Consider the following 18,388-nt stretch of genomic DNA (forward strand, 5'->3'; position numbering starts at 1 on the left):
CACCATACGAGTTCGACAGAATATGTCGGAAATTGACCGCCGGTGCTCTTGCCAACCTCGCGGTTTTCGTGGAACAGCTATCCGATAGGCCATTGCGCAGGGAGTAGAGAACATGCGCACGGAAGCGACCAAAACAAGCGCTGGCCCCACGTCCGGGCCAAAACGTTTCGTTTTCGTATTGCTGGAGAATTTCTCGCTGCTGAGCTTTGCCTCGGCGCTTGATTGTTTGCGTATCGCCAATCGCATGGCCGGCGAGACCCTGTACGAATGGGTTATGGCGGGTGACTCCGACGACGAGGAGACCGTATCCTGCTCGGCAGGAACGCGGTTCAAGGTCGATATCGGGCTTGAGGAGTTGCGCCGCGAGGACGTCGTCCTTTTGTGTGGCGGTGCCAACATCCAGACAGCGGCTACCAAGAAAATGCTGAACTGGCTGCGCCGCGAAGCGCGCCGGGGCCCGCGGATCGGCGGGCTTTGCACGGCGTCCTATATCATGGCCAAGGCCGGGCTGCTGGATGGCAAGCGCGCGACGATCCACTGGGAAAACCACGACAGCTTTACCGAGGAATTCGACGAGGTGGAACTGACGAAGTCCGTCTTCGTGGTCGACGGAAACCGCATGTCGACGGCCGGTGGCACCTCGTCCATCGACCTGATGCTGAAACTCATCGCCGACGACCATGGCGAGCAGTTGGCCAACGCAGTGGCCGACCAGATGATCTATTCCTCGATCCGCACCGACCAGGACACGCAGCGGCTGTCCGTGCCCACGCGCATCGGGGTCCGGCATCCCAAGCTCAGCCAGGTCATCCAGATGATGGAGAGCAATATCGAGGAGCCGATCAGCCCCGCGATATTGGCCAAGCAGGTGGCCATGTCCACGCGGCAGCTGGAGCGGCTGTTCCGGCGTTATCTGAACCGTTCGCCGAAGCGCTACTACATGGAACTGCGCCTGCAAAAAGCCCGCAACCTGCTGATGCAGACCGACATGACAGTGATCAACGTGGCCCTTGCCTGTGGCTTTGCCTCGCCGTCGCATTTCTCGAAATGCTACCGTTCGCATTACAACACCACGCCCTACCGCGAGCGTGGCAGCCAGGCGGCAAGGCTGTCTGTCTAGTTCACGCGCCTCGGGTGTAACCGCCCTGCCCCGGTGGCTCAGAATTCGCCCAGCAGAACAATGGGATCGGTGTTGAACTTGAAGTTGACGGCGACCACGGCGTCTGGCCGTGTATGAAACAGCACCAAGGCGTAGATGTAATTGATTCCGCTGTAGTAGACGTACATCTCGCGCGTCCAATGATCGCCCAGCTTTTCGGATTTCATGACTTCGACCGTATCCAGCGGCTTGGGAAAGAGCGCTTTCACCTGTGCCTCGAGGCTTTGCAATTCGTCGGCCGTCATCTCGTCGGACGCACCGAACGCGCGCATCAGCATGACGATGTTCTGGTTCATCATGCCGTCATCCATGATGCTGCGCATGTGGTCATAATCCCGAAAGACAGACTCGGGGTTCTCTTGTGCAGCAGAGGGAGCCGCCAAGTTGATCGTCACGATGGCAAGCAGGGCGGCGAAATATCTGGACATGCTTCTAATCCCAATATTCCCAAAACGATATCGCAGTCAGGTTGCCATGAACGGTCCTGATTGCCTAGAGGTCGCGGTCCTACACGGCTGACGCCCTGCGCTAAGGTCTTCTGTGGAGGCTGCCCGTCGAAACTGGGTCAAAATGAGGCGCGTGGGTTCAAATTTCTGCTCACTTTGGGCGCTTGCGTCGCGGTGCTTGTATCGTAGCTCGGCGCACCGGCCTTTTTTCAAAGGCGCTACGCTTGATCAGGCAGACTGAGCATATCCGCTGACAACGCAAAATTTGCTAAAATTGATTCGTGCAATGTGACAATCAGATGGCATTTGCGTGGTCCGACCCGGTTTGACTGTTTCGCTCTACTCAACGGTTTTCGACATGCGGCTCCATTGAAATCTCGGCATCACAGAAAGGGGCATAAATTTGGCCCTAGAAAAGGTTAACATCCCGCTTTTGCCCCATTTGCCACATTTCCGCCCCATTTCAGACCCACCTTCATCCTCGTCGATGCGTGCCGAAGCTGCTTTCGAAACGCGGCAACTTCGAAAGACCGAGACAATACCAATGGCCCGAAGCCGAATGCTGGACCACCTGAGAAACTTTCTGACCGACGACACCGGCGTGGTGAGCGTTGACTGGATCGTTCTTGGATTCAGCGTGATCTGCCTTGGATGCCTGACGGTCGGCACGGCCCGGGACGGAACCTTTGGCCTTGCCGACTCGATCAAGACGTCGGTCGAAACGAAGACAGTCGAGGGTGTTGACCCCTGAACCTTAACTTTCGCCGGCAACGCCAAGGGCACCGGCTCCGCAACCAACTAGGAAAGACACTGCCATGTTTTCCGCACTCCAGAAATTCATCGCCGAAGAAGACGGCGCCGTGACCGTGGACTGGGTCGTGATGGCGGCGGCCGTCACCTGGCTTTGCCTGGGCGCACTGCAAACCGCACAAGGCGGGGTTAACAATCTGGCGTCGGCGTTAGAGCAAGGCATCTCGGTCAAGTCCGTCGAAGATCAATGAGCCGGACGCGCCCGATGCTGCGGGCCATCCGTCGCGCCGATCCGGTGTAGCCCGCTCAGGCTCGTCTTCCCGCGATCTGGCCAATCCCAAGCACATCCAGCACCTTCGCCTCGATCTGCGCGGCATTGAGCCCGGCAACGGCGTACATGTCGGCCGGGCTCGCCTGATCAATGAAAATGTCCGGCAGCACCATCGAGCGGAACCGCAAGCCTTCGTCGAACACACCCTGCTCGGCCAGGTGGTGCGCCACGTGGCTGCCGAACCCGCCGATGGCGCCCTCCTCGATCGTGATCAGCGCCTCGTGATCCGCGGCCAGTCGGTCGATCAGGTCGGTGTCCAGAGGCTTTGAGAACCGCGCATCGGCCACGGTCGGCGTGATACCCCGCGCGCCCAGCCCCTCGCAGGCCTTCATCACCTCGCCAAGACGGGTGCCGAAGGACAGGATCGCAACGCGCGAGCCTTCGCGGATCATGCGGCCCTTGCCGATCTCCAGCACCTCGCCGCGTTCGGGCATCGTGACGCCCTCGCCCTCACCGCGGGGATAGCGGAACGCGATGGGCCCGCTGTCATGCGCCGCGGCGGTCGCGACCATGTGCACCAGCTCGGCCTCATCGGCGGCGGCCATGACGGTAAAGCCCGGCAGGTTCGAAAGAAAGGCCACGTCGAAGCTGCCAGCATGGGTGGCACCGTCGGCCCCAACCAGCCCCGCGCGGTCGATCGCGAAGCGCACCGGAAGGCGTTGGATGGCGACATCGTGCACGACCTGGTCGAACCCGCGTTGCAGGAAGGTGGAGTAAATCGCACAGAACGGCCGCATTCCGCCCGCGGCCAGCCCGGCGGAGAAGGTGACGGCGTGCTGCTCGGCGATGCCGACGTCAAAACAACGCGACGGGTAACGCTTCTCGAACAGGTCCAGCCCGGTGCCGTCCGGCATGGCGGCGGTGACGCCGCAGATCCGGTCATCCTCGGCGGCGTGTTTCAGCAGCGCCTCGGCAAAGACCTTGGTATAGCTGGGCGCGTTCGAAGGCGATTTCTTCTGCTCGCCCGTGACCACGTCGAATTTCGCGGTCGCGTGCCCCCCGTCGCGCCGGCCTTCGGCGGGGGCATAGCCCTTGCCCTTCTTGGTGATCATGTGGATCAGGATCGGACCCTGCGCGCGGGCCTTGACCGTGCGCAGTACCGGCAGCAACTGGTCCATGTCATGCCCGTCGATCGGACCGAGATAGCTGAACCCCAGCTGTTCGAACAGCGTCCCGCCCACGGCCATGCCCTTGAGCACCTCCTTGGCCCGTTTCGCGCCCATCTGGAACGGCTCGGGCAGCAGTGACACCGCACCTTTGGCGGCGGCCTTGAACTCCTGGAACGGTTCACCCGCATAGAGGCGCGACAGGTAGGATGACAGCGCCCCCACGGGCGGGGCGATGGACATCTCGTTATCGTTAAGGATCACGATCAGGCGTTTGTTCAGGTGGCCCGCGTGGTTCATCGCCTCAAAGGCCATGCCAGCAGACATCGCCCCGTCGCCGATCACCGCGATGGCATCGCCATGGCCGGTGTCGCTGGCCCCGCCAAGGTCGCGCGCCGCGGCAAAACCCAGGGCGGCGGAGATCGACGTGGAGCTATGCGCGGCACCGAAAGGGTCGTAGGGGCTTTCAGAGCGCTTGGTAAAGCCGCTGAGGCCCCCCTCCTGCCGGATGGTGCGGATACGGTCACGGCGGCCGGTCAGGATCTTGTGCGGATAGCACTGGTGGCTCACGTCCCAGATGATCTTGTCCCGCGGCGCGTCGAAAACGTGGTGCAGCGCGACGGTCAGTTCGATCACGCCGAGGCCCGCGCCCAGATGCCCACCGGTCTCCGACACGGCCGAAATGGTTTCGGTGCGCAGTTCGTCGGCCAATTGACGCAGCTCCGCATCGGAGAAACGCTTGAGCTCGGCGGGGCTGGACACCGTGTCCAGCAAGGGGGTCTGGGGGCGTGTCACGCGTCGCCGCTCCTTGAATTTGGCTGCCGGCCCGGACCGGGCGGCTAGCTCTGCCGCGAGATAACGAAGCGGGCCAAGTCGCGCAAGCGGTCGGCCCCCTCTCCGTAAGCAGATAAGCTGTCACAGGCGGTGTCAACAAGGGCAGCGGCGCGCCGTCGCGCCCCTTCGAGACCGAGAAGCGACACGAACGTGGCCTTGCCGGCGGCGGCGTCCTTGCCCACCGCCTTGCCCACGGCGGCGGCATCCCCCGTCTCGTCAATGACGTCGTCCTGGATCTGGAACGCCAGGCCAAGCGCCTTGGCATAGGCGGCGAGCGGCGCGATGTCGGCGCGGGCCATGACCGCGCCTGCGCAGGCAGCCCAGCCGAAAAGCGCGCCGGTCTTGCCATCCTGCAGCGCGATGATTTGGTCCAACGTCAATGGGTCCGACGCTGTTTCCGCCGCGATATCAAGGGCCTGCCCCAAGACCATGCCGTCCTTTCCCGCTGCGCGCGCCAGCGTCAGCGCAAGCTCGGCGCGGGCCTCGGATGTGTCGGCGCCCTCGGGATGGGCCGCAAGTTCGAACGCCAGCGATTGCAGTGCGTCGCCCACAAGAACGGCTGTGCCTTCGTCCCATTTCACGTGCACCGTGGGCTGCCCCCGACGCAGATCGTCGTCATCCATGCAGGGCAGATCATCATGCACCAGGCTGTAGGCGTGCATCGCCTCGATTCCTGCCGCGGGAAAGACTGCCCGCGAAGGGTTAACATCGTGCAAACGGGCCGTTTCCATCACCAGAAAGCCGCGCAGGGCCTTGCCGCCGAAGAGCGCGTGGCGCATTGCTGCATGCAGGGGAAGATCGCCGGTGATTTGCGCCTCGAGGCAGCTTCGGATGGCCGTCGCGTCCGCCGCGAGCGCGGACTGAAGCATCAGAGCCCCTCGACCGGGGTGGTGCCCTTGGGGGTGCCCTCGCCGTCGAGCGTGATGGCCGCGACTTTCTCTTCGGCTTCTTTCAGCTTGGTTTCGCAGCGTTTTTTCAGCTTGGCCCCCTGCTCGTACAGGGCGATGGATTCGTCCAGCGGCACGTCGCCGCGCTCCAGCCGGGTAACGACGTCCTCGAGCGCCTTCATCGCCTGTTCGAAAGACATGGTGTTGATCGCGTCGTCGTCCATTTCAGGGGCCTCTTGCATGGGTTTTCAACAGGCACCATAGCGTTGCGCGGCGCGGGCTTCAATTCGGTTGACGCCCCGCAGGGCATGGGGAAGGATACCGGCCATGAAGCCCTTTTCCACGTCCGATGCCGCGCCCGTGGCCGACCCCGACTTGTCCAGTCTAGTCGCCCGGCGGCTGGATTCTGCGACGGCGGAAGATGCCGCGTTTTCAACAACTCAGGTGACGGAGCTCATCCGCGAGGTTTCGGGTAAGCGGGTCGTGCTGCGTGGCCGGATCGGGGGGCAGCGGGCGGTTTTCCGGCTCTATCTCGACCGGGTCGAGGACTGCACGCGGGACTGGAACGAGCTGTGCCGTATCTGGCCAAAGATGCGTGAAGGCGAATTGCGGGTCTGCGCGCCGCTGGGATTTGCACCCGAAGCCGGCCTTCTGGCGGTGTCGGAGGTCGAGGGCACGCCCTTGCTGCAATGGATCTACCGCGCGCCGGAGGCCGAGCGGGCGCGGTACCTGGAGCCCGCGGCGCGGTGGTTGCGGGCTTATACGGAATGCACCGAAACCGAGGCCGCCGCCCAGCCCGCGGGATGGGCCAAGCGGGCCGAGCGGGCGGCGAAGACGCAGGCGTTCACCCGGTTGAAACAAGTGGAAAAGCCGATCCTGCAGGAAATCCAGCGCCTGGTGCCGCTGATGGACAAAAGCCAGTGGCGGTTTGCCGTGTCGCATGGGGACTTTCACCCCAACAATTTGATCGTGAACGAAAATATGGTGACCGGAATTGACTGTGGCGGGTCGCGTCCGGCGCCCATATACAAGGATATGGCGCGGTTCCTGATGCATATGGGCCGTCGCGCGATGATCCCGTCGGGCGAGGCCTGCCTTGGTGTGGACCGGCAAGGCTTCATCGCCTTTTGCGACGCGTTCCGGCTGTCGGCGGAAGAGCGGGAACTGACCCTGCCCTTCTTCATCGCGGTGGAGGCGCTGTTGCGGGCCGAGACCCGGAACCTCTCGCAAAGCCGGGTGCGGCGGGCCCGGCAAATGTCGGAGGCGCTGCTGGCCGACCTGGAACGGATCGGGCGCTAGGCGACTCGAAGGTTAACGGCAGCGGAGGCGCGAAAACCACGTCGGTAAAGCGTCGGTATTCCTACGGTATCGCGACGGTGCCAGGTTCCGGCGACCGAATTTAACAAACCGTGCGCCTTAGCTGTTAAACGTTGGTTAAAGCCAGTCGCATCCCGGACTTGATCCGGGAGCTCCTGAGGCTAAGGATCCGGCAGGCGCGCCTCGTGAAGTGCCCCGGACGGCGATGGCTACCTGCCCTTGAAGAGCCCGCCCAGAATGCCGCGCACGATCCGGCGCCCGGTGGTGCCGCCCAGTTCCTTGACCACGGCGTTCATCACGGCACCGCCGATACTGTCGCTTTCCCTGCGGCTGCGCGAGGACGAGCGATCGACCCGGGACCCGGAGTAGCGGCGGCCCGCGTTGAACTCGCGTTCGGCGGCGGATTTCTCCTCGGCGGCGGTCTCGGCCTTTTCGGCCTCTTGCGCGGCCGTCTCGGCGCGTTTTGCAAGGATCTCGTAGGCGGAGTCGCGGTCCAGGACGGTCTCGTACTTGCCCGCCACGGGAGACGCGGCAATCACGCCTTGGCGGGCGGCCGTGTCGATGGGACCCAGGCGCGAGGATGGCGGGCGGATGAGCGTGCGTTCGACGATGCCGGGCACGCCCTTGTCTTGCAGCATGGAGGTCACCGCCTCGCCGGTGCCCACATCGCGGATGGCGTCGGCGGTATCGAAGCGGTCATTGGGGCGATAGGTCTCGGCGGCACGTTCCAGCGCCTTGCGGTCGCGGGCGGTAAAGGCACGCAGCGCGTGCTGCACGCGGTTGCCAAGCTGGCCCAGGATATCCTCGGGCACGTCATCGGGGTTCTGGGTGATGAAATAGACGCCGACCCCCTTGGAGCGGATCAGGCGGGCGACCTGCTCGACCTTGTCGATGAGCGCCTTGGGGGCGTCCTCGAACAGCAGGTGCGCCTCGTCGAAGAAGAAGACCAGCTTGGGCTTGTCGGGATCGCCGACCTCCGGGAGCGTCTCGAACAACTCGCTGAGAAGCCACAGAAGGAACGTGGCGTAGAGGCGCGGCGCGCCCATCAGCCTGTCGGCCGCGAGGATGTTGACTTGGCCCCGGCCATCGGGGGCGGTGGTCATCAGGTCGGACAACTCCAGCGCGGGTTCGGCAAAGAACTGGGCGCCGCCCTGATTTTCCAGCACGAGAAGCGAGCGCTGGATCGCCCCGACGGATTGGCGCGAGACGTTGCCGTAGCGCAGGGAAAGCTCGCTGCTGTTCTCGCCGACCCAGACCAGAAGGGCCTGTAGATCCTTGAGATCCAGCAGGGGCAGGCCCTGTTCGTCGGCGACGCGAAAGGCAATGTTCATAACCCCTTCCTGTGCCTCGGTCAGTTGCATCAGGCGGGAGAGCAGCAGCGGGCCCATTTCGGCCACGGTGGCGCGGACGGGGTGACCCTGTTCACCGAAGAGGTCCCAGAAGGTCACCGGAAAGCTGTCATAGGCATAGTCGGTAAAGCCGATGGTCTCGGCGCGGCTCATGAAGGCTTCATGCAGCTTGAAATCCGCCGATCCGGCGGCGGCGAGGCCGGAAAGGTCGCCCTTGACGTCCGACAGGAAGACCGGGACACCGGCGGCGGAGAAGCCCTCGGCCAGGATCTGCAGCGTGACGGTCTTGCCGGTGCCCGTAGCCCCGGCGATAAGACCGTGGCGGTTCGCGTATTTGAGGCTGAGCCCCTGTTTCTCGGCGTAATCGACGCCGCCACCGCCCAAGAAAACCTTGTTTTCCAAGCCCCTGCCCCCTCGTCCAAGTTTTTTCACGATGCGAACATACAAAATTAAGGATTGTCTGCCAGTGTTTATCTCGTCCCGGGCCTCGTGTCCTCTTGGTCCGGGGCGACTTCCTCCCTGTCAGACTGGCCGCGCCTTCGGGTGCGGCCCTTTTTCTGGACTTGTTGCGGCAAATTCCCGGCGGTTGGCGCGGGCACAACCTTAGCGGGCATGCTCTTGAAATGGCTCGATAAGTTTTTTTGATGATTGCCTGTTGACGGCTCGTCGGAACTGTCCTAGCGTCGGCTCAATAGATAAGTCGGCCAGTCCGGCAGGGAGAATTGGGAAAGAGACCTTTTGGGTCTCTTTTCCTTTTTCATGGGGAATGTTCTGCTGTTATTTCAAGAGGATAGCGCTGCCCGGCCCCGGTTCAGAGGCAGCGAAAATCCGCCTTGCACTGGCACGGGCGTTACGGTTTTATCCTGACACTTGCGATCACCCATGTTAGAGCGCACGCAGCTTGATTTCAGACTAGATAACGGGGTCCACATGACCAGACTTTTGCACACCCTTCCCTTTCTCGTTCTGCTGGGCGTCGGCTCGGCGTTGAGCGCACAGGAAACGGAAGAGACCGAAGGCACTGCAGATGGTGCCACGGCGACCGAGACGGACGCCACTGGATCGGAGACTGAAACCGAAACGGAGACCGAGACCGAAGCGCAGGCGGAAACGGACGACGCTGCGGATACCGCCGGACAGACCGACCCGGCCAGCGGGCTGGACCTGGGCCGCGAGGAGCAGGAAGATCCATCCTATATCAAGGAGACCTTCGACGACTGGCAGCTTCAGTGCTTCCGCAGTGAGGCAGGCGAAGACCCCTGCCAGATGTACCAGCTGTTGCGCGAGGAAGGCGGGAACCCCGTGGCCGAGTTCAGCCTGTTCAAGCTGCCCAGTGACGGCCAGGCCGTGGCGGGTGCCACGATCGCGGTGCCGCTGGGCACGCTGTTGCCGCAGGGGTTGAAGATCTCGGTCGATGGCGGCAAGGCCAAGAACTACAACTACTCGTTCTGCTCGATGGGAGGTTGTTTTGCCCGTATCGGGTTCACCCAGGCCGACATCGACGCGTTTCAGGCAGGTGCCGCTGCGCGCCTGACGCTGGTGCCGGCGCAGGCCCCCGACCAGGTGGTCGAAATCGAAGCCTCGCTGGCGGGCTTTACCGCGGCCTATAACGAGGTGTCGGTGCTGGACCAGTAAGCCGCATCACCAGCTTGCGACTTGGAACGCCGTCCTTCGGGGCGGCGTTTTTCGTTTCTGTGGGGCGGACTGTCCGGCTTGAACCTTTGAAGAGGCTGGCAATCATCCATCGCGCGGACGTAAGGCCGCAGGCCAATCGTCAGGCGAAGCGCTTGAGCGCCAGCACCGCGTTGAGGCCGCCGAAGGCGAAGGCGTTCGAAAGCGCCACGTCGACCTTTGCCTCGCGCGCCTCGTTCGGGACCACGTCGAGCGCGCATTCGGGATCGGGCTCGTCATAGTTGATGGTGGGCGCGACAATGCCGTCGCGCAGGGCCATGATGCAGGCCAGCAGTTCGACCGCGCCGGTGCCGCCGATGAGGTGGCCGTGCATCGACTTGGTGGACGAGATCATCAGCCGGTCGGCATGGGCGCCGAAGACATCTGCCACCGCCGCGCTTTCGGTCTTGTCATTGGCGGCGGTGCCGGTGCCGTGGGCGTTGATATAGCCCACGTCGGTGGGGTTGATCTTGGCGTCCAGCATGGCGCCGGAAATGGCGCGCGAGGCGCCATTCTTGGACGGCATGACAATGTCGGCGGCGTCCGAGGACATGGCGAAGCCGGCGACCTCGGCGTGGATCTCGGCGCCGCGCGACTTGGCGTGTTCCAGTTCCTCGAAGACGAAGATGCCCGCGCCCTCGCCCTGCACCATGCCATTGCGGTTGGCCGAGAACGGACGGCAGCCGTCCTTGGACATGACGCGCAGCCCTTCCCACGCCTTCACGCCGCCGAAGCAGAGCATGGATTCCGAACCGCCGGCGATCATCACCGGGGTGAGACCCCCGTGCACCATCTGGAACGCCTGCGCCATGGCGTGGTTCGAGGACGCGCAGGCGGTCGAGACGGTGAAGGACGGACCTTTGAGGTTGAATTCCATCGACACGTGGCTGGCCGCGGCGTTGTTCATCAGCTTGGGCACCACGAAGGGGTGAACGCGGTTCTTGCCCTCTTCGTAGACCGAGCGGTAATTTTCATCCAGCGTGGTCATGCCGCCGCCCGAATTGCCCAGCACCACGCCGGCCCGCGCGGCCAGTTCGCCCTCGAACTTAAGTCCGGCCTGCGCGATGGCTTCGCGGGCGGCGACGAGGGTGAATTGCGTGAACCTGTCGTAGAGCGCCAGTTGCTGACGGTTGAAGCGTTCCTCGGGCTCGTAGCCCTTGACCTGACCGCCGATCTTGATGGCCAGCCGATCGACGTCGCGGATATCCAGTTCGGAGATGCCTGAGCGGCCCTCGCGCATCGCCTCGAGCGTTTCGGGCACGCTGGCCCCGAGCGCGTTGATCGTGCCCGCGCCTGTTATGACGACCCGCTTCACGCTTTCTGTTCCGCCACCAGCTTCTCGATTCCCGCCACGATGGAGGCGACGGACGAAATGTCGAAATCGCTTTCCTGGGGGGCGTTGGCGTTGAAGGGCACGGAGATGTCGAAGGCTTCCTCGATGGCGAAAATGCTTTCCACGAGGCCGAGGCTGTCGATGCCCAGTTCCTCCAGCGTGCTGTCCATCGTGACGTCGGATGGTTCAAGCACGGCCTGTTCGGCGATGATTTCGATGACCTTGTCCTTGGTATCCATGGTGCACCCCGTTCTTTCCGCGAACCGCTTTAGTCACTCTGATCCGGTTTTGAAACAGCTTTCTTGAGGTCAGCCACGTCGGCAAAGAGCCGCTTGATCCGGCGCAGGTACTTATAGACCTCCATCTGGGTGTCCATCTTCATCGCCGGGTAGCCCAGCATGACGCGGCCCGCGGGCACGTTGGCGAGGATCTTGGTGCCGCCCCCCGCGATGACGTTGTCGCCGATGAAGATATTGTCACCGACCCCCACCTGCCCCGCCAGAACGACGCTGTTGCCGACCTTGACCGAGCCGGCCAGCCCGACCTGTCCGCAAAGCAGGCAGTCGGTGCCGATGACGCAATTGTGGCCGATCTGCACGAGATTGTCGATCTTGGTGCGGTCGCCGATCACCGTGTCGCGGATGGTGCCCCGGTCAAGCGAGGCATGGGCGCCGACCTCGACATCGTCGCCGATGCGGACCGCGCCGAGGCTGTGGATGCGGACATAGGATTGCGCGGCAATGTCGCCCTGGTCGCCCAGTGTCTGGCGGGCGCGTTCGACACCCGAGACGTCGGGGGTGACATAGGAAAACCCGTCCGAGCCCACGACCGCGTTGGGCTGTGCGATGAAACGGTCGCCGATCACCACGCGCGCGCCGATGCGGGCACCTTCGCGCAGGAAGGTCTGTTCGCCCAGAACCGCGTCGGTGCCGACAAAGCTTTGCGGGCCGATCACGCTGTTCGCGCCGATCCGGGCGCCGGCACAGATCACGGCCAGCGGACCGACCGTGACATTGTCCCCCAACGTGGCGCTGTCGTGAATGACGGCCGAGGGATGAATCCCGTCGTCCCAGCCTTGCCCGGGATCGAAAAGCGTGCTCAGCCCGGACATGACGTAGCGCGGGCGCGGCGCGACGATCGCCGCCTCCAGCCCCAGCGCCTGCCAGTCGGCCCCCTCCCAGACAAGCGCGGCGCGCGCACGCCCCTGCGAGAGGGTTTCGGCATATTCCGGCTTCATGGCCAGCGCGAGGTGGGTCGGCCCGGCGTCGGCGGGTTCGGACACGCCATCAATGGCGATGTCGGTCGCGCCCATGGCGTTGGCCCCGAGCGCGCGCGCGATCTGGTCTATGGTATAGGACATGTGGCAACCCCTTCGTTCGGGGCCGGTTTATCCGCGAACGCCGGGCAGTGAAACCCCTGCGCGTTCCAGCGCGGACCAAATCCGCGCATCGCGGCCATAGACATCGGGGCGGTAGTTCACATGCCCCTTGGGAGAGGTCACGGCGGTGCGGTAGATGATGTGCACCGGCACGTGATTTTCCAGATCGACCTTGGTTTCACGCCCCGTGTTCAGGATGCCGTGGAACTTGCCCTTCGGGTCGGCCTCCTGCACGGCCAGCAGGGCGTAGGCGAAATCGAACGGCTGGTGCAGGCGGATGCAGCCGTGGCTGTAGGCACGGGTTTCATGGTCGAACAAGTGCTTCTGCGGGGTGTCGTGCAGGTAGATGTTGTACTTGTTGGGGAACATGAACTTCACCAAGCCAAGCGCATTGCGGCTGGAGGGCGGCTGCTTGATGGCAAACGGGAAATTGCGGGCGTTGTAGGCGCCGAAATTGATGCGGGAGCGGCTGACCGTGCGGCCGCGGCTGTCCACGAGGCGCAGGTGACCGGCGGCGTTGCGGTTGCGCTTCATCTTGGGCAGGTATTCCTTGACCGCGATCGAGCGTGGCACGTGCCAGGTCGGATTGATGATCATGTGTTCCATCTCGTCCGAGAACTCGGGGCTTTGACGGTCGGCGGCCTTGGCGCCGATCACGGCCCGCGTGCGGAAGGTCTCGATATCGTCATCGATGATGCGGGCGGAAAAGTCGGTGAGGTTCACGAGGATGTGGCGCTTGCCCCGGCCCTCAGGCAGGTTCAGCCAGCGCTCGCGCTCCATCGCCACGATCACCGACTGAAGGCGGTCCTCGGCGGTGGCGTTAACCTCGCGCAGGGTGCTTTCGCCGGCAACGCCGTCGGGTTCCAGCCCGTGGTCGCGCTGGAACTCCCGCACGGCTTTCTGGATGGTGGCGTCATAGCTTTGCGTGGCGGTGCGCCCGAGATAGCCCTTGGCCATAAGCCGGTTGCGCAGCGCCGTCACGGCCGCACCGGACGCGCCCGGTTCGAGCTTGCCGCCCGGAACGGTCGGCCCCCAGCCGCCCTCGGCGACGAGAGTTTCGAGCCGCATCTTTTCCTTCATCAGGCGTTTGTACTCGTTGGTCGAGGGCGCCAGCTGGCGGATGAACTGGCGCGGCTCGTCGCTGGCGGCAAAGGCGGTCAGCGTGCGGGTGCGGTCATAATCGCGCAGCTCGCGCTTGATCGCGGGCACCACGCGGCGCGGGTCGAGCACGCCGGTGCGCATGTCATCGGCCAGGTTCAGAAACGCCTTGCTGAGCGCGACCTCGGCAAAGCCGATATCGCGGGGCGTGCGCGCGGCGCGCAGCGTCTGTTCCAGCGCGTCGATGTCGTAGCGCGATTGGGGCAGGCCGTGGGCCGACACCGTTTGCAGTGCGAGGAACAGTGCCTGTCGGCGGGCCTTGTGCGCGTCCTGGTCGGTCCAGATGCCGGTGAAACCGGTGCTGCGATAGAAGGCGGCGAGATCGCGGTCGTCCGAGGCGGCCTCGGCGACGGCCTGTTTGAAGGCGGTGACCTGCGCGGCGGCGGGTTGTGACGCGGACATCCAGAAAACAACGGCCATCAGGCCACTGACAATGGTGGTGAAAATGCTGGTGTGTCCAAAGGTGCGCAACGCGCTGCTCATGCCGTTCTCCAAATCAACGAATTCCCTGCCTGCGCAACAAGCGCACGCAATCATTTGTTCCTATCGCGAATGAGCTGTCCAATCACAATTGGTTTTAAAGGTAAAAACCGGCACATGTGGCCGCCAGGACGCAAAGCCAGCTGTGGTCTGGAAACACGGCTGCACGGAATTTGCGCAAATTCTTGCCGAAATCTCTTGTGCTATGGAACCTTCCGGCTTTCACCCCTTGGTAACCGATTCCTGATATGCCATAACAATCACACATCTGGGGATGAGATGAACAGAGCCGCTACTTAACGCGGCAACAGGCAAGCGACGGGACAGGCGCTAACAACATGACCGATCAAAGCTCGACGAGCGTAACGCGGCGTGCGTTACTGGGTGCATTTGCAGCTACGACAGTGGTCGCAGCACCAACGTTTTCCAACGCAGCAGGGTTCCTTCGAGGCGCAGGCGACATTCGTCGGCTGACCATGGCCTCGCCCCGCACCGGTGAAAAGATCGACACGATCTACTGGATCGAAGGCGAATACATCAAGGACGCGGTCCGCGAGATCAACCTCTTCATGCGCGACTGGCGTACCAACGACGTCCACAACATCGACATGCGCACGATGGACATCATGGCAGCGGCCCACAACCTGATGGATGTGAACGAGCCCTACCTGCTGCTGTCCGGCTACCGCAGCCCGAAAACCAACGCGATGCTGCGCTCGCGCTCCAGCGGCGTGGCGAAGAATTCGCGCCACCTGCGCGGCCAGGCAGCCGACCTGCGGCTGAACTCGCGCTCGGTGAACCAGATCTACCGCGCGGCTTCGGCCTGTCGCGGCGGCGGCGTGGGCCGCTACTCCGGCTCCAACTTCGTGCACATGGATTGCGGCCCGGTCCGCAGCTGGGGGCGCTAAGGCCCCGCGCGACCTGACGCGAATATCACTGTTGAGCACCGGCCCCGCGAGGTCGGTGTTTTTGTTTGCCGAGATGAGATTCCGGATCACGTCCGGGATGGTCGGACGCGGCTTGTGTCCGGTACGATCCTGACGCAGACGTCATCCCGGGCTTGACCCGGGATCGCTTGCTGTTCTCGACGGGACGCGCCCCTATCCCAGCCTGGCCATCCGCGCATCGCGAAGCCGGGCAAAATCGTCACCCGCATGATAGGACGAGCGCGTCAGCGGCGTGGCCGAGACCATCAGGAAACCCTTGCCATAGGCGGCCTTTTCATAAGCCGCGAATTCGTCCGGATGCACAAAGCGATCCACGGCGTGGTGCTTGGGCGTGGGTTGCAGGTACTGGCCGATGGTCAGGAAATCGATATCGGCGGCGCGCATGTCGTCCATCACCTGGTGCACGGCTTGCCGGTCTTCGCCCAGGCCCACCATGATGCCCGACTTGGTGAAGATGCCCGGATCCAATTCCTTGACCCGTTGAAGCAGGCGCAGGGAATGGAAATAGCGCGCACCGGGGCGCACCTCGGGGTAAATCCCCGGCACGGTTTCGAGATTGTGGTTGAAGACGTCCGGCTGCGCCGCGACCACGACCTCGAGCACCGCAGGGTCGCAATGCAGGAAATCCGGCGTCAGGATCTCGATCGTGGTGCCGGGCGAACGGTGGCGGATCGCGCGGATCGTCTGGGCGAAATGCTCGGCCCCGCCATCGGTGACGTCGTCGCGATCCACCGAGGTGATGACCACGTGGTTCAGCCCCAGTTTCTGCACCGCGTCCGCCACGCGCCCGGGCTCGAACGGGTCGAGCTCCTCGGGCGGCTTGCCGGTGGCGATGTTGCAGAAGGAGCAGGCGCGGGTGCAGACCTCGCCCATGATCATCATGGTGGCGTGGCCCTGGTTCCAGCACTCGCCCGCGTTCGGACAGCCCGCTTCCTCGCAGACCGTGACCAGCTTGTGCTCGCGCATGATCCGGCGGGTTTCCAGATAGCCCTTGCCGACGGGCGCCTTGACGCGGATCCAGTCCGGCTTTTTCGGTTGGGCATTGTTGGGCCGGTGCGCCTTTTCAGGGTGGCGCTGGTCCGGGATCTTGAGATCGCGCACGAATTTTTCCCCGCAAATCCTTTGGTAAGACATCCTATTTATAAGTCACTGCGGTGGGAAGTTCCAGTGATGCAATCCCGTCATGCATGTGACGGATACGCCCGGTAACGAGTGCCCCACCTCTTTTTGCAGGGCCGTGCTTGGTATGCGCCCGTGCAGTGCGAGCGCGGGCTGTTGCGCCAGGCGTGGGCGGCTCTATGCTGGCGCCCGGGGCAGAAACCGAGGGCGCTATGGATTGGCGACGGCAACGGCGCGAGGCGCATCGACTGAGCCAGACGCAGGAACACCTGAAACAGATCGTCTATGGCGGCAATGACGGGATCGTGACCACCTTTGCCATCGTGGCGGGGTTCGCCGGCGCCCAGGCCGAGGGCGTGGCGCAGATCGGCGGGGTTGCTGTTCTGGTCTTCGGGTTGGCAAACCTTTTCGCCGACGCGATCAGCATGGGGCTGGGCGAATTCCTGTCGCTGCGATCACAGCACGACCTGTATCGCGCGCGGCGGACAAGCGAGCTGCGCGAGATTGCAGCCGACCCCGAACACGAGCGGATGGAGCTGTTCGAGATCCTGCGCCAGCGCGGCCTGCCCGCGGGCGAGGCCGACACGGCCGCGACGATCATGTCGCGCCATCCCGAGATCATGGCCGACCTGATGATGACCTACGAGTTTGGCATGCAGGACCCCGACGAGGACAGCCCCGTGCTGAGCGGGCTGTTCACCTTCGTGTCCTTCATCGTTTTCGGGGCGATACCTCTCTTTCCCTATTTCATACTCGACGCCACGCAAACGACCTTCGTGCTCTCGGTCGCGGCGACGGCGGTGGCGCTTATCGCGCTCGGCCTGTTGCGCTGGAACGCGACAGGCGAACGGATGGGCCGCTGCGTCGGCGAGACGCTGCTGGTGGGCACGATCTGCGCCGTGGCGGCGTTCGGCGTGGGCTGGCTGGTGGGCGGCTGACGCGCGCCCCTACCCCATCAGCCCGGCGCTGTCGCCCAATTCGGCGTAGTGCCGCTTGAGCCGTTGCAGCGCGATGCGCAGCACGATCTTGCCCGAGCGCGCTGACCATCCGAGCTTTTTCTCGGTGCTTTCCAACCCCTCGAGGAAGCAGCAGCAGCGCAGCGCCACGTCCGCAAGCCCCGGTCCCAGGTCGCGCAGGGCCCCGAGCACGCGGGCCTGGGCGGCCCGGGCGGTGACGTTCTGCCAGTCGGCGGGCGTAGGCCGGGCCGCGCCGGTCAGGATGTCGGTCCAGTCGTCGCGCGGCGTGTCGCCCAGACGCGCCATCTCGAAATCCTCACGCAGGCGCTCCCCGGCGCGGACGAGATCGGGACCGAGAAAGCGGCTGCCGTCGCGGTCGCGGCGGCGCGAGAGCAGGATCAGGGGCGACTCGGCGATGCCATAGCGGATGCGGTATCGGGCCTGTCGCTCTTCGCCGTCTTCTTGCTCCAGCGCGGCATCCTGGCCCAGGAAGGCGGCTTGCGACTCGACGAATCCCCGGGCCCTGTTTTCAGCCTGGGCCATCAGTTGTCCGAGCGCGGTCCGCCCCGCCGACGTGATCGCATAGCGCGACACCCGGCCCGGCGCGTCGCAACTGATCCAGCATTTCAGCGCCATCGCCTCGGCGATGTCGCGATCGACGACCGCGGTGCGGTTCTGCCCGGCCTCGGTTTCGCGCACCACCACGGCCTTGTCCATCTCGGCGGCCACGGCCAGCACGGCCCCTTTTTCACACAGGCGGCGCAGCACGCGCAGGGCTTCGCGGTTGAGGCGGGTTTCGGTCAGTGACGGTTGGACGTTCTGGTCTTCGGGCAGCGCGGTCATGCGTTTCTCCTTGATGCACGAACCAGCGTCCGGATGGGACATCACCCGCGGGCCAAGGCGGCGCAGGGCTTCGTCGACAAGGTGGTCGTCGCGCAAGGCTTCGAGCGCACGGACCTGTCGAGAAACGGTGGAGGCGTGACAGCCGAGTCGCCGGGCCAGCGCCCGGATCGACGTGCCGCCCTCGGTATGGGCCAGATAGGTGATGGCTGCCATCGGCACCCAGGACAGATCTTTCGTGGCGGGTGCCCCCGCCAAGCCAGCTTTGCTCATCCGTTTCCCTCCTTGGCCTGATCTCTTGCAAGAGGATCAGTTGCCCCAATTTGC

At 63.9% G+C, this 18,388-nt stretch carries 18 protein-coding genes; 7 read left to right on the plus strand and 11 right to left on the minus strand.

Going from position 1 to position 18,388, the window contains the following annotated elements:
• The first annotated feature begins 112 nt into the window (after window positions 1-112).
• On the plus strand, window positions 113-1,120 hold the full coding sequence (locus C2I35_RS01345) for a GlxA family transcriptional regulator (RefSeq protein WP_103761235.1): 1,008 nt from the start codon (window positions 113-115) through the stop codon (window positions 1,118-1,120).
• Between the two features lie 38 nt (window positions 1,121-1,158).
• Here the strand turns inward: C2I35_RS01345 and C2I35_RS01350 are convergent, their stop codons facing one another.
• Window positions 1,159-1,587, minus strand: coding sequence for a hypothetical protein (locus C2I35_RS01350; protein ID WP_103761236.1), 429 nt, complete (start codon window positions 1,585-1,587; stop codon window positions 1,159-1,161).
• 562 nt (window positions 1,588-2,149) lie between these two features.
• Between C2I35_RS01350 and C2I35_RS01355 the strand changes: the two genes are divergently transcribed.
• Together C2I35_RS01355 and C2I35_RS01360 are read left to right on the plus strand one after the other, a co-directional pair.
• Complete coding sequence (locus C2I35_RS01355) at window positions 2,150-2,356, plus strand: hypothetical protein (RefSeq protein WP_146049943.1); 207 nt, start codon at window positions 2,150-2,152, stop codon at window positions 2,354-2,356.
• 64 nt (window positions 2,357-2,420) lie between these two features.
• On the plus strand, window positions 2,421-2,606 hold the full coding sequence (locus tag C2I35_RS01360) for a Flp family type IVb pilin (RefSeq protein WP_103761238.1): 186 nt from the start codon (window positions 2,421-2,423) through the stop codon (window positions 2,604-2,606).
• A gap of 55 nt (window positions 2,607-2,661) precedes the next feature.
• Here C2I35_RS01360 and dxs read toward each other — a convergent pair whose 3' ends face one another.
• The 3 genes from dxs to C2I35_RS01375 are packed head-to-tail and all read right to left on the minus strand — an operon-like array spanning window position 2,662 to window position 5,737.
• Complete coding sequence (gene dxs, locus C2I35_RS01365; RefSeq protein ID WP_103761239.1) at window positions 2,662-4,587, minus strand: 1-deoxy-D-xylulose-5-phosphate synthase; 1,926 nt, start codon at window positions 4,585-4,587, stop codon at window positions 2,662-2,664.
• A gap of 44 nt (window positions 4,588-4,631) precedes the next feature.
• Entirely contained in the window at window positions 4,632-5,495 is an 864-nt protein-coding gene (locus C2I35_RS01370; protein WP_103761240.1) for a polyprenyl synthetase family protein, read from the minus strand.
• Window positions 5,495-5,737 (minus strand): exodeoxyribonuclease VII small subunit, encoded by a 243-nt coding sequence (locus C2I35_RS01375; RefSeq protein WP_103761844.1) that lies wholly within the window; start codon window positions 5,735-5,737, stop codon window positions 5,495-5,497. Before C2I35_RS01375 ends, C2I35_RS01370 begins: the two co-directional genes overlap by 1 nt.
• Before the next feature lie 103 nt (window positions 5,738-5,840).
• Here C2I35_RS01375 and C2I35_RS01380 point away from each other — a divergent pair, with 103 nt between their 5' ends.
• Window positions 5,841-6,812 carry a phosphotransferase gene (locus C2I35_RS01380; RefSeq protein WP_103761241.1) on the plus strand — a complete coding sequence of 324 codons (972 nt, stop codon included), beginning with the start codon at window positions 5,841-5,843 and terminating at the stop codon, window positions 6,810-6,812.
• A 227-nt stretch (window positions 6,813-7,039) separates the two neighbouring features.
• Here the strand turns inward: C2I35_RS01380 and C2I35_RS01385 are convergent, their stop codons facing one another.
• Window positions 7,040-8,581: a helicase HerA-like domain-containing protein gene (locus C2I35_RS01385; protein ID WP_103761242.1), complete on the minus strand. Its 1,542-nt coding sequence runs from the start codon at window positions 8,579-8,581 to the stop codon at window positions 7,040-7,042.
• Between the two features lie 528 nt (window positions 8,582-9,109).
• On the opposite strand from C2I35_RS01385, the gene C2I35_RS01390 reads away from it, so the two are divergent.
• Window positions 9,110-9,814 (plus strand): invasion associated locus B family protein, encoded by a 705-nt coding sequence (locus C2I35_RS01390; RefSeq protein WP_245890359.1) that lies wholly within the window; start codon window positions 9,110-9,112, stop codon window positions 9,812-9,814.
• A gap of 139 nt (window positions 9,815-9,953) precedes the next feature.
• Here the strand turns inward: C2I35_RS01390 and C2I35_RS01395 are convergent, their stop codons facing one another.
• The 4 genes from C2I35_RS01395 to C2I35_RS01410 are packed head-to-tail and all read right to left on the minus strand — an operon-like array spanning window position 9,954 to window position 14,202.
• Window positions 9,954-11,165: a beta-ketoacyl-[acyl-carrier-protein] synthase family protein gene (locus tag C2I35_RS01395; protein ID WP_103761244.1), complete on the minus strand. Its 1,212-nt coding sequence runs from the start codon at window positions 11,163-11,165 to the stop codon at window positions 9,954-9,956.
• Window positions 11,162-11,422: an acyl carrier protein gene (locus C2I35_RS01400; RefSeq protein ID WP_103761245.1), complete on the minus strand. Its 261-nt coding sequence runs from the start codon at window positions 11,420-11,422 to the stop codon at window positions 11,162-11,164. The genes C2I35_RS01395 and C2I35_RS01400 overlap by 4 nt, the downstream gene beginning before the upstream one ends.
• Before the next feature lie 29 nt (window positions 11,423-11,451).
• Complete coding sequence (lpxD, locus tag C2I35_RS01405) at window positions 11,452-12,543, minus strand: UDP-3-O-(3-hydroxymyristoyl)glucosamine N-acyltransferase (RefSeq protein ID WP_103761246.1); 1,092 nt, start codon at window positions 12,541-12,543, stop codon at window positions 11,452-11,454.
• 27 nt (window positions 12,544-12,570) lie between these two features.
• A complete protein-coding gene (locus C2I35_RS01410) occupies window positions 12,571-14,202 on the minus strand; it encodes a L,D-transpeptidase family protein (protein WP_103761247.1) in 1,632 nt (543 codons plus the stop codon).
• Between the two features lie 335 nt (window positions 14,203-14,537).
• Here C2I35_RS01410 and mepK point away from each other — a divergent pair, with 335 nt between their 5' ends.
• Window positions 14,538-15,107 (plus strand): peptidoglycan L,D-endopeptidase MepK, encoded by a 570-nt coding sequence (mepK, locus tag C2I35_RS01415; RefSeq protein WP_103761248.1) that lies wholly within the window; start codon window positions 14,538-14,540, stop codon window positions 15,105-15,107.
• A 192-nt stretch (window positions 15,108-15,299) separates the two neighbouring features.
• Here mepK and lipA read toward each other — a convergent pair whose 3' ends face one another.
• Window positions 15,300-16,247 (minus strand): lipoyl synthase, encoded by a 948-nt coding sequence (gene lipA / locus C2I35_RS01420; RefSeq protein ID WP_103761845.1) that lies wholly within the window; start codon window positions 16,245-16,247, stop codon window positions 15,300-15,302.
• Window positions 16,248-16,477: 230 nt separating this feature from the next.
• Between lipA and C2I35_RS01425 the strand changes: the two genes are divergently transcribed.
• Complete coding sequence (locus tag C2I35_RS01425; protein ID WP_103761846.1) at window positions 16,478-17,203, plus strand: VIT1/CCC1 transporter family protein; 726 nt, start codon at window positions 16,478-16,480, stop codon at window positions 17,201-17,203.
• Between the two features lie 9 nt (window positions 17,204-17,212).
• On the opposite strand, the gene C2I35_RS01430 is transcribed toward C2I35_RS01425, so the two are convergent.
• Window positions 17,213-18,334 carry a DUF6456 domain-containing protein gene (locus C2I35_RS01430; RefSeq protein ID WP_245890360.1) on the minus strand — a complete coding sequence of 374 codons (1,122 nt, stop codon included), beginning with the start codon at window positions 18,332-18,334 and terminating at the stop codon, window positions 17,213-17,215.
• Window positions 18,335-18,388 lie beyond the last annotated feature (54 nt).

Origin of the sequence: Roseovarius confluentis, from assembly GCF_002917925.1 — a bacterium.
Lineage (GTDB): Bacteria > Pseudomonadota > Alphaproteobacteria > Rhodobacterales > Rhodobacteraceae > Roseovarius > Roseovarius confluentis.

What these genes read in the sequence shown, in the direction of transcription:
- C2I35_RS01425 (WP_103761846.1), top strand. Translation starts at nt 16,478, where the DNA reads ATGGATTGGCGACGGCAACGGCGCGAGGCGCATCGACTGAGCCAGACG.
- C2I35_RS01380 (WP_103761241.1), top strand. Translation starts at nt 5,841, where the DNA reads ATGAAGCCCTTTTCCACGTCCGATGCCGCGCCCGTGGCCGACCCCGAC.
- C2I35_RS01350 (WP_103761236.1), bottom strand. Translation starts at nt 1,587, where the DNA reads ATGTCCAGATATTTCGCCGCCCTGCTTGCCATCGTGACGATCAACTTG.
- C2I35_RS01430 (WP_245890360.1), bottom strand. Translation starts at nt 18,334, where the DNA reads ATGAGCAAAGCTGGCTTGGCGGGGGCACCCGCCACGAAAGATCTGTCC.
- C2I35_RS01375 (WP_103761844.1), bottom strand. Translation starts at nt 5,737, where the DNA reads ATGGACGACGACGCGATCAACACCATGTCTTTCGAACAGGCGATGAAG.
- C2I35_RS01355 (WP_146049943.1), top strand. Translation starts at nt 2,150, where the DNA reads ATGGCCCGAAGCCGAATGCTGGACCACCTGAGAAACTTTCTGACCGAC.
- C2I35_RS01360 (WP_103761238.1), top strand. Translation starts at nt 2,421, where the DNA reads ATGTTTTCCGCACTCCAGAAATTCATCGCCGAAGAAGACGGCGCCGTG.
- C2I35_RS01410 (WP_103761247.1), bottom strand. Translation starts at nt 14,202, where the DNA reads ATGAGCAGCGCGTTGCGCACCTTTGGACACACCAGCATTTTCACCACC.
- C2I35_RS01390 (WP_245890359.1), top strand. Translation starts at nt 9,110, where the DNA reads ATGACCAGACTTTTGCACACCCTTCCCTTTCTCGTTCTGCTGGGCGTC.
- lpxD (WP_103761246.1), bottom strand. Translation starts at nt 12,543, where the DNA reads ATGTCCTATACCATAGACCAGATCGCGCGCGCGCTCGGGGCCAACGCC.
- C2I35_RS01370 (WP_103761240.1), bottom strand. Translation starts at nt 5,495, where the DNA reads ATGCTTCAGTCCGCGCTCGCGGCGGACGCGACGGCCATCCGAAGCTGC.
- mepK (WP_103761248.1), top strand. Translation starts at nt 14,538, where the DNA reads ATGACCGATCAAAGCTCGACGAGCGTAACGCGGCGTGCGTTACTGGGT.
- C2I35_RS01345 (WP_103761235.1), top strand. Translation starts at nt 113, where the DNA reads ATGCGCACGGAAGCGACCAAAACAAGCGCTGGCCCCACGTCCGGGCCA.
- C2I35_RS01400 (WP_103761245.1), bottom strand. Translation starts at nt 11,422, where the DNA reads ATGGATACCAAGGACAAGGTCATCGAAATCATCGCCGAACAGGCCGTG.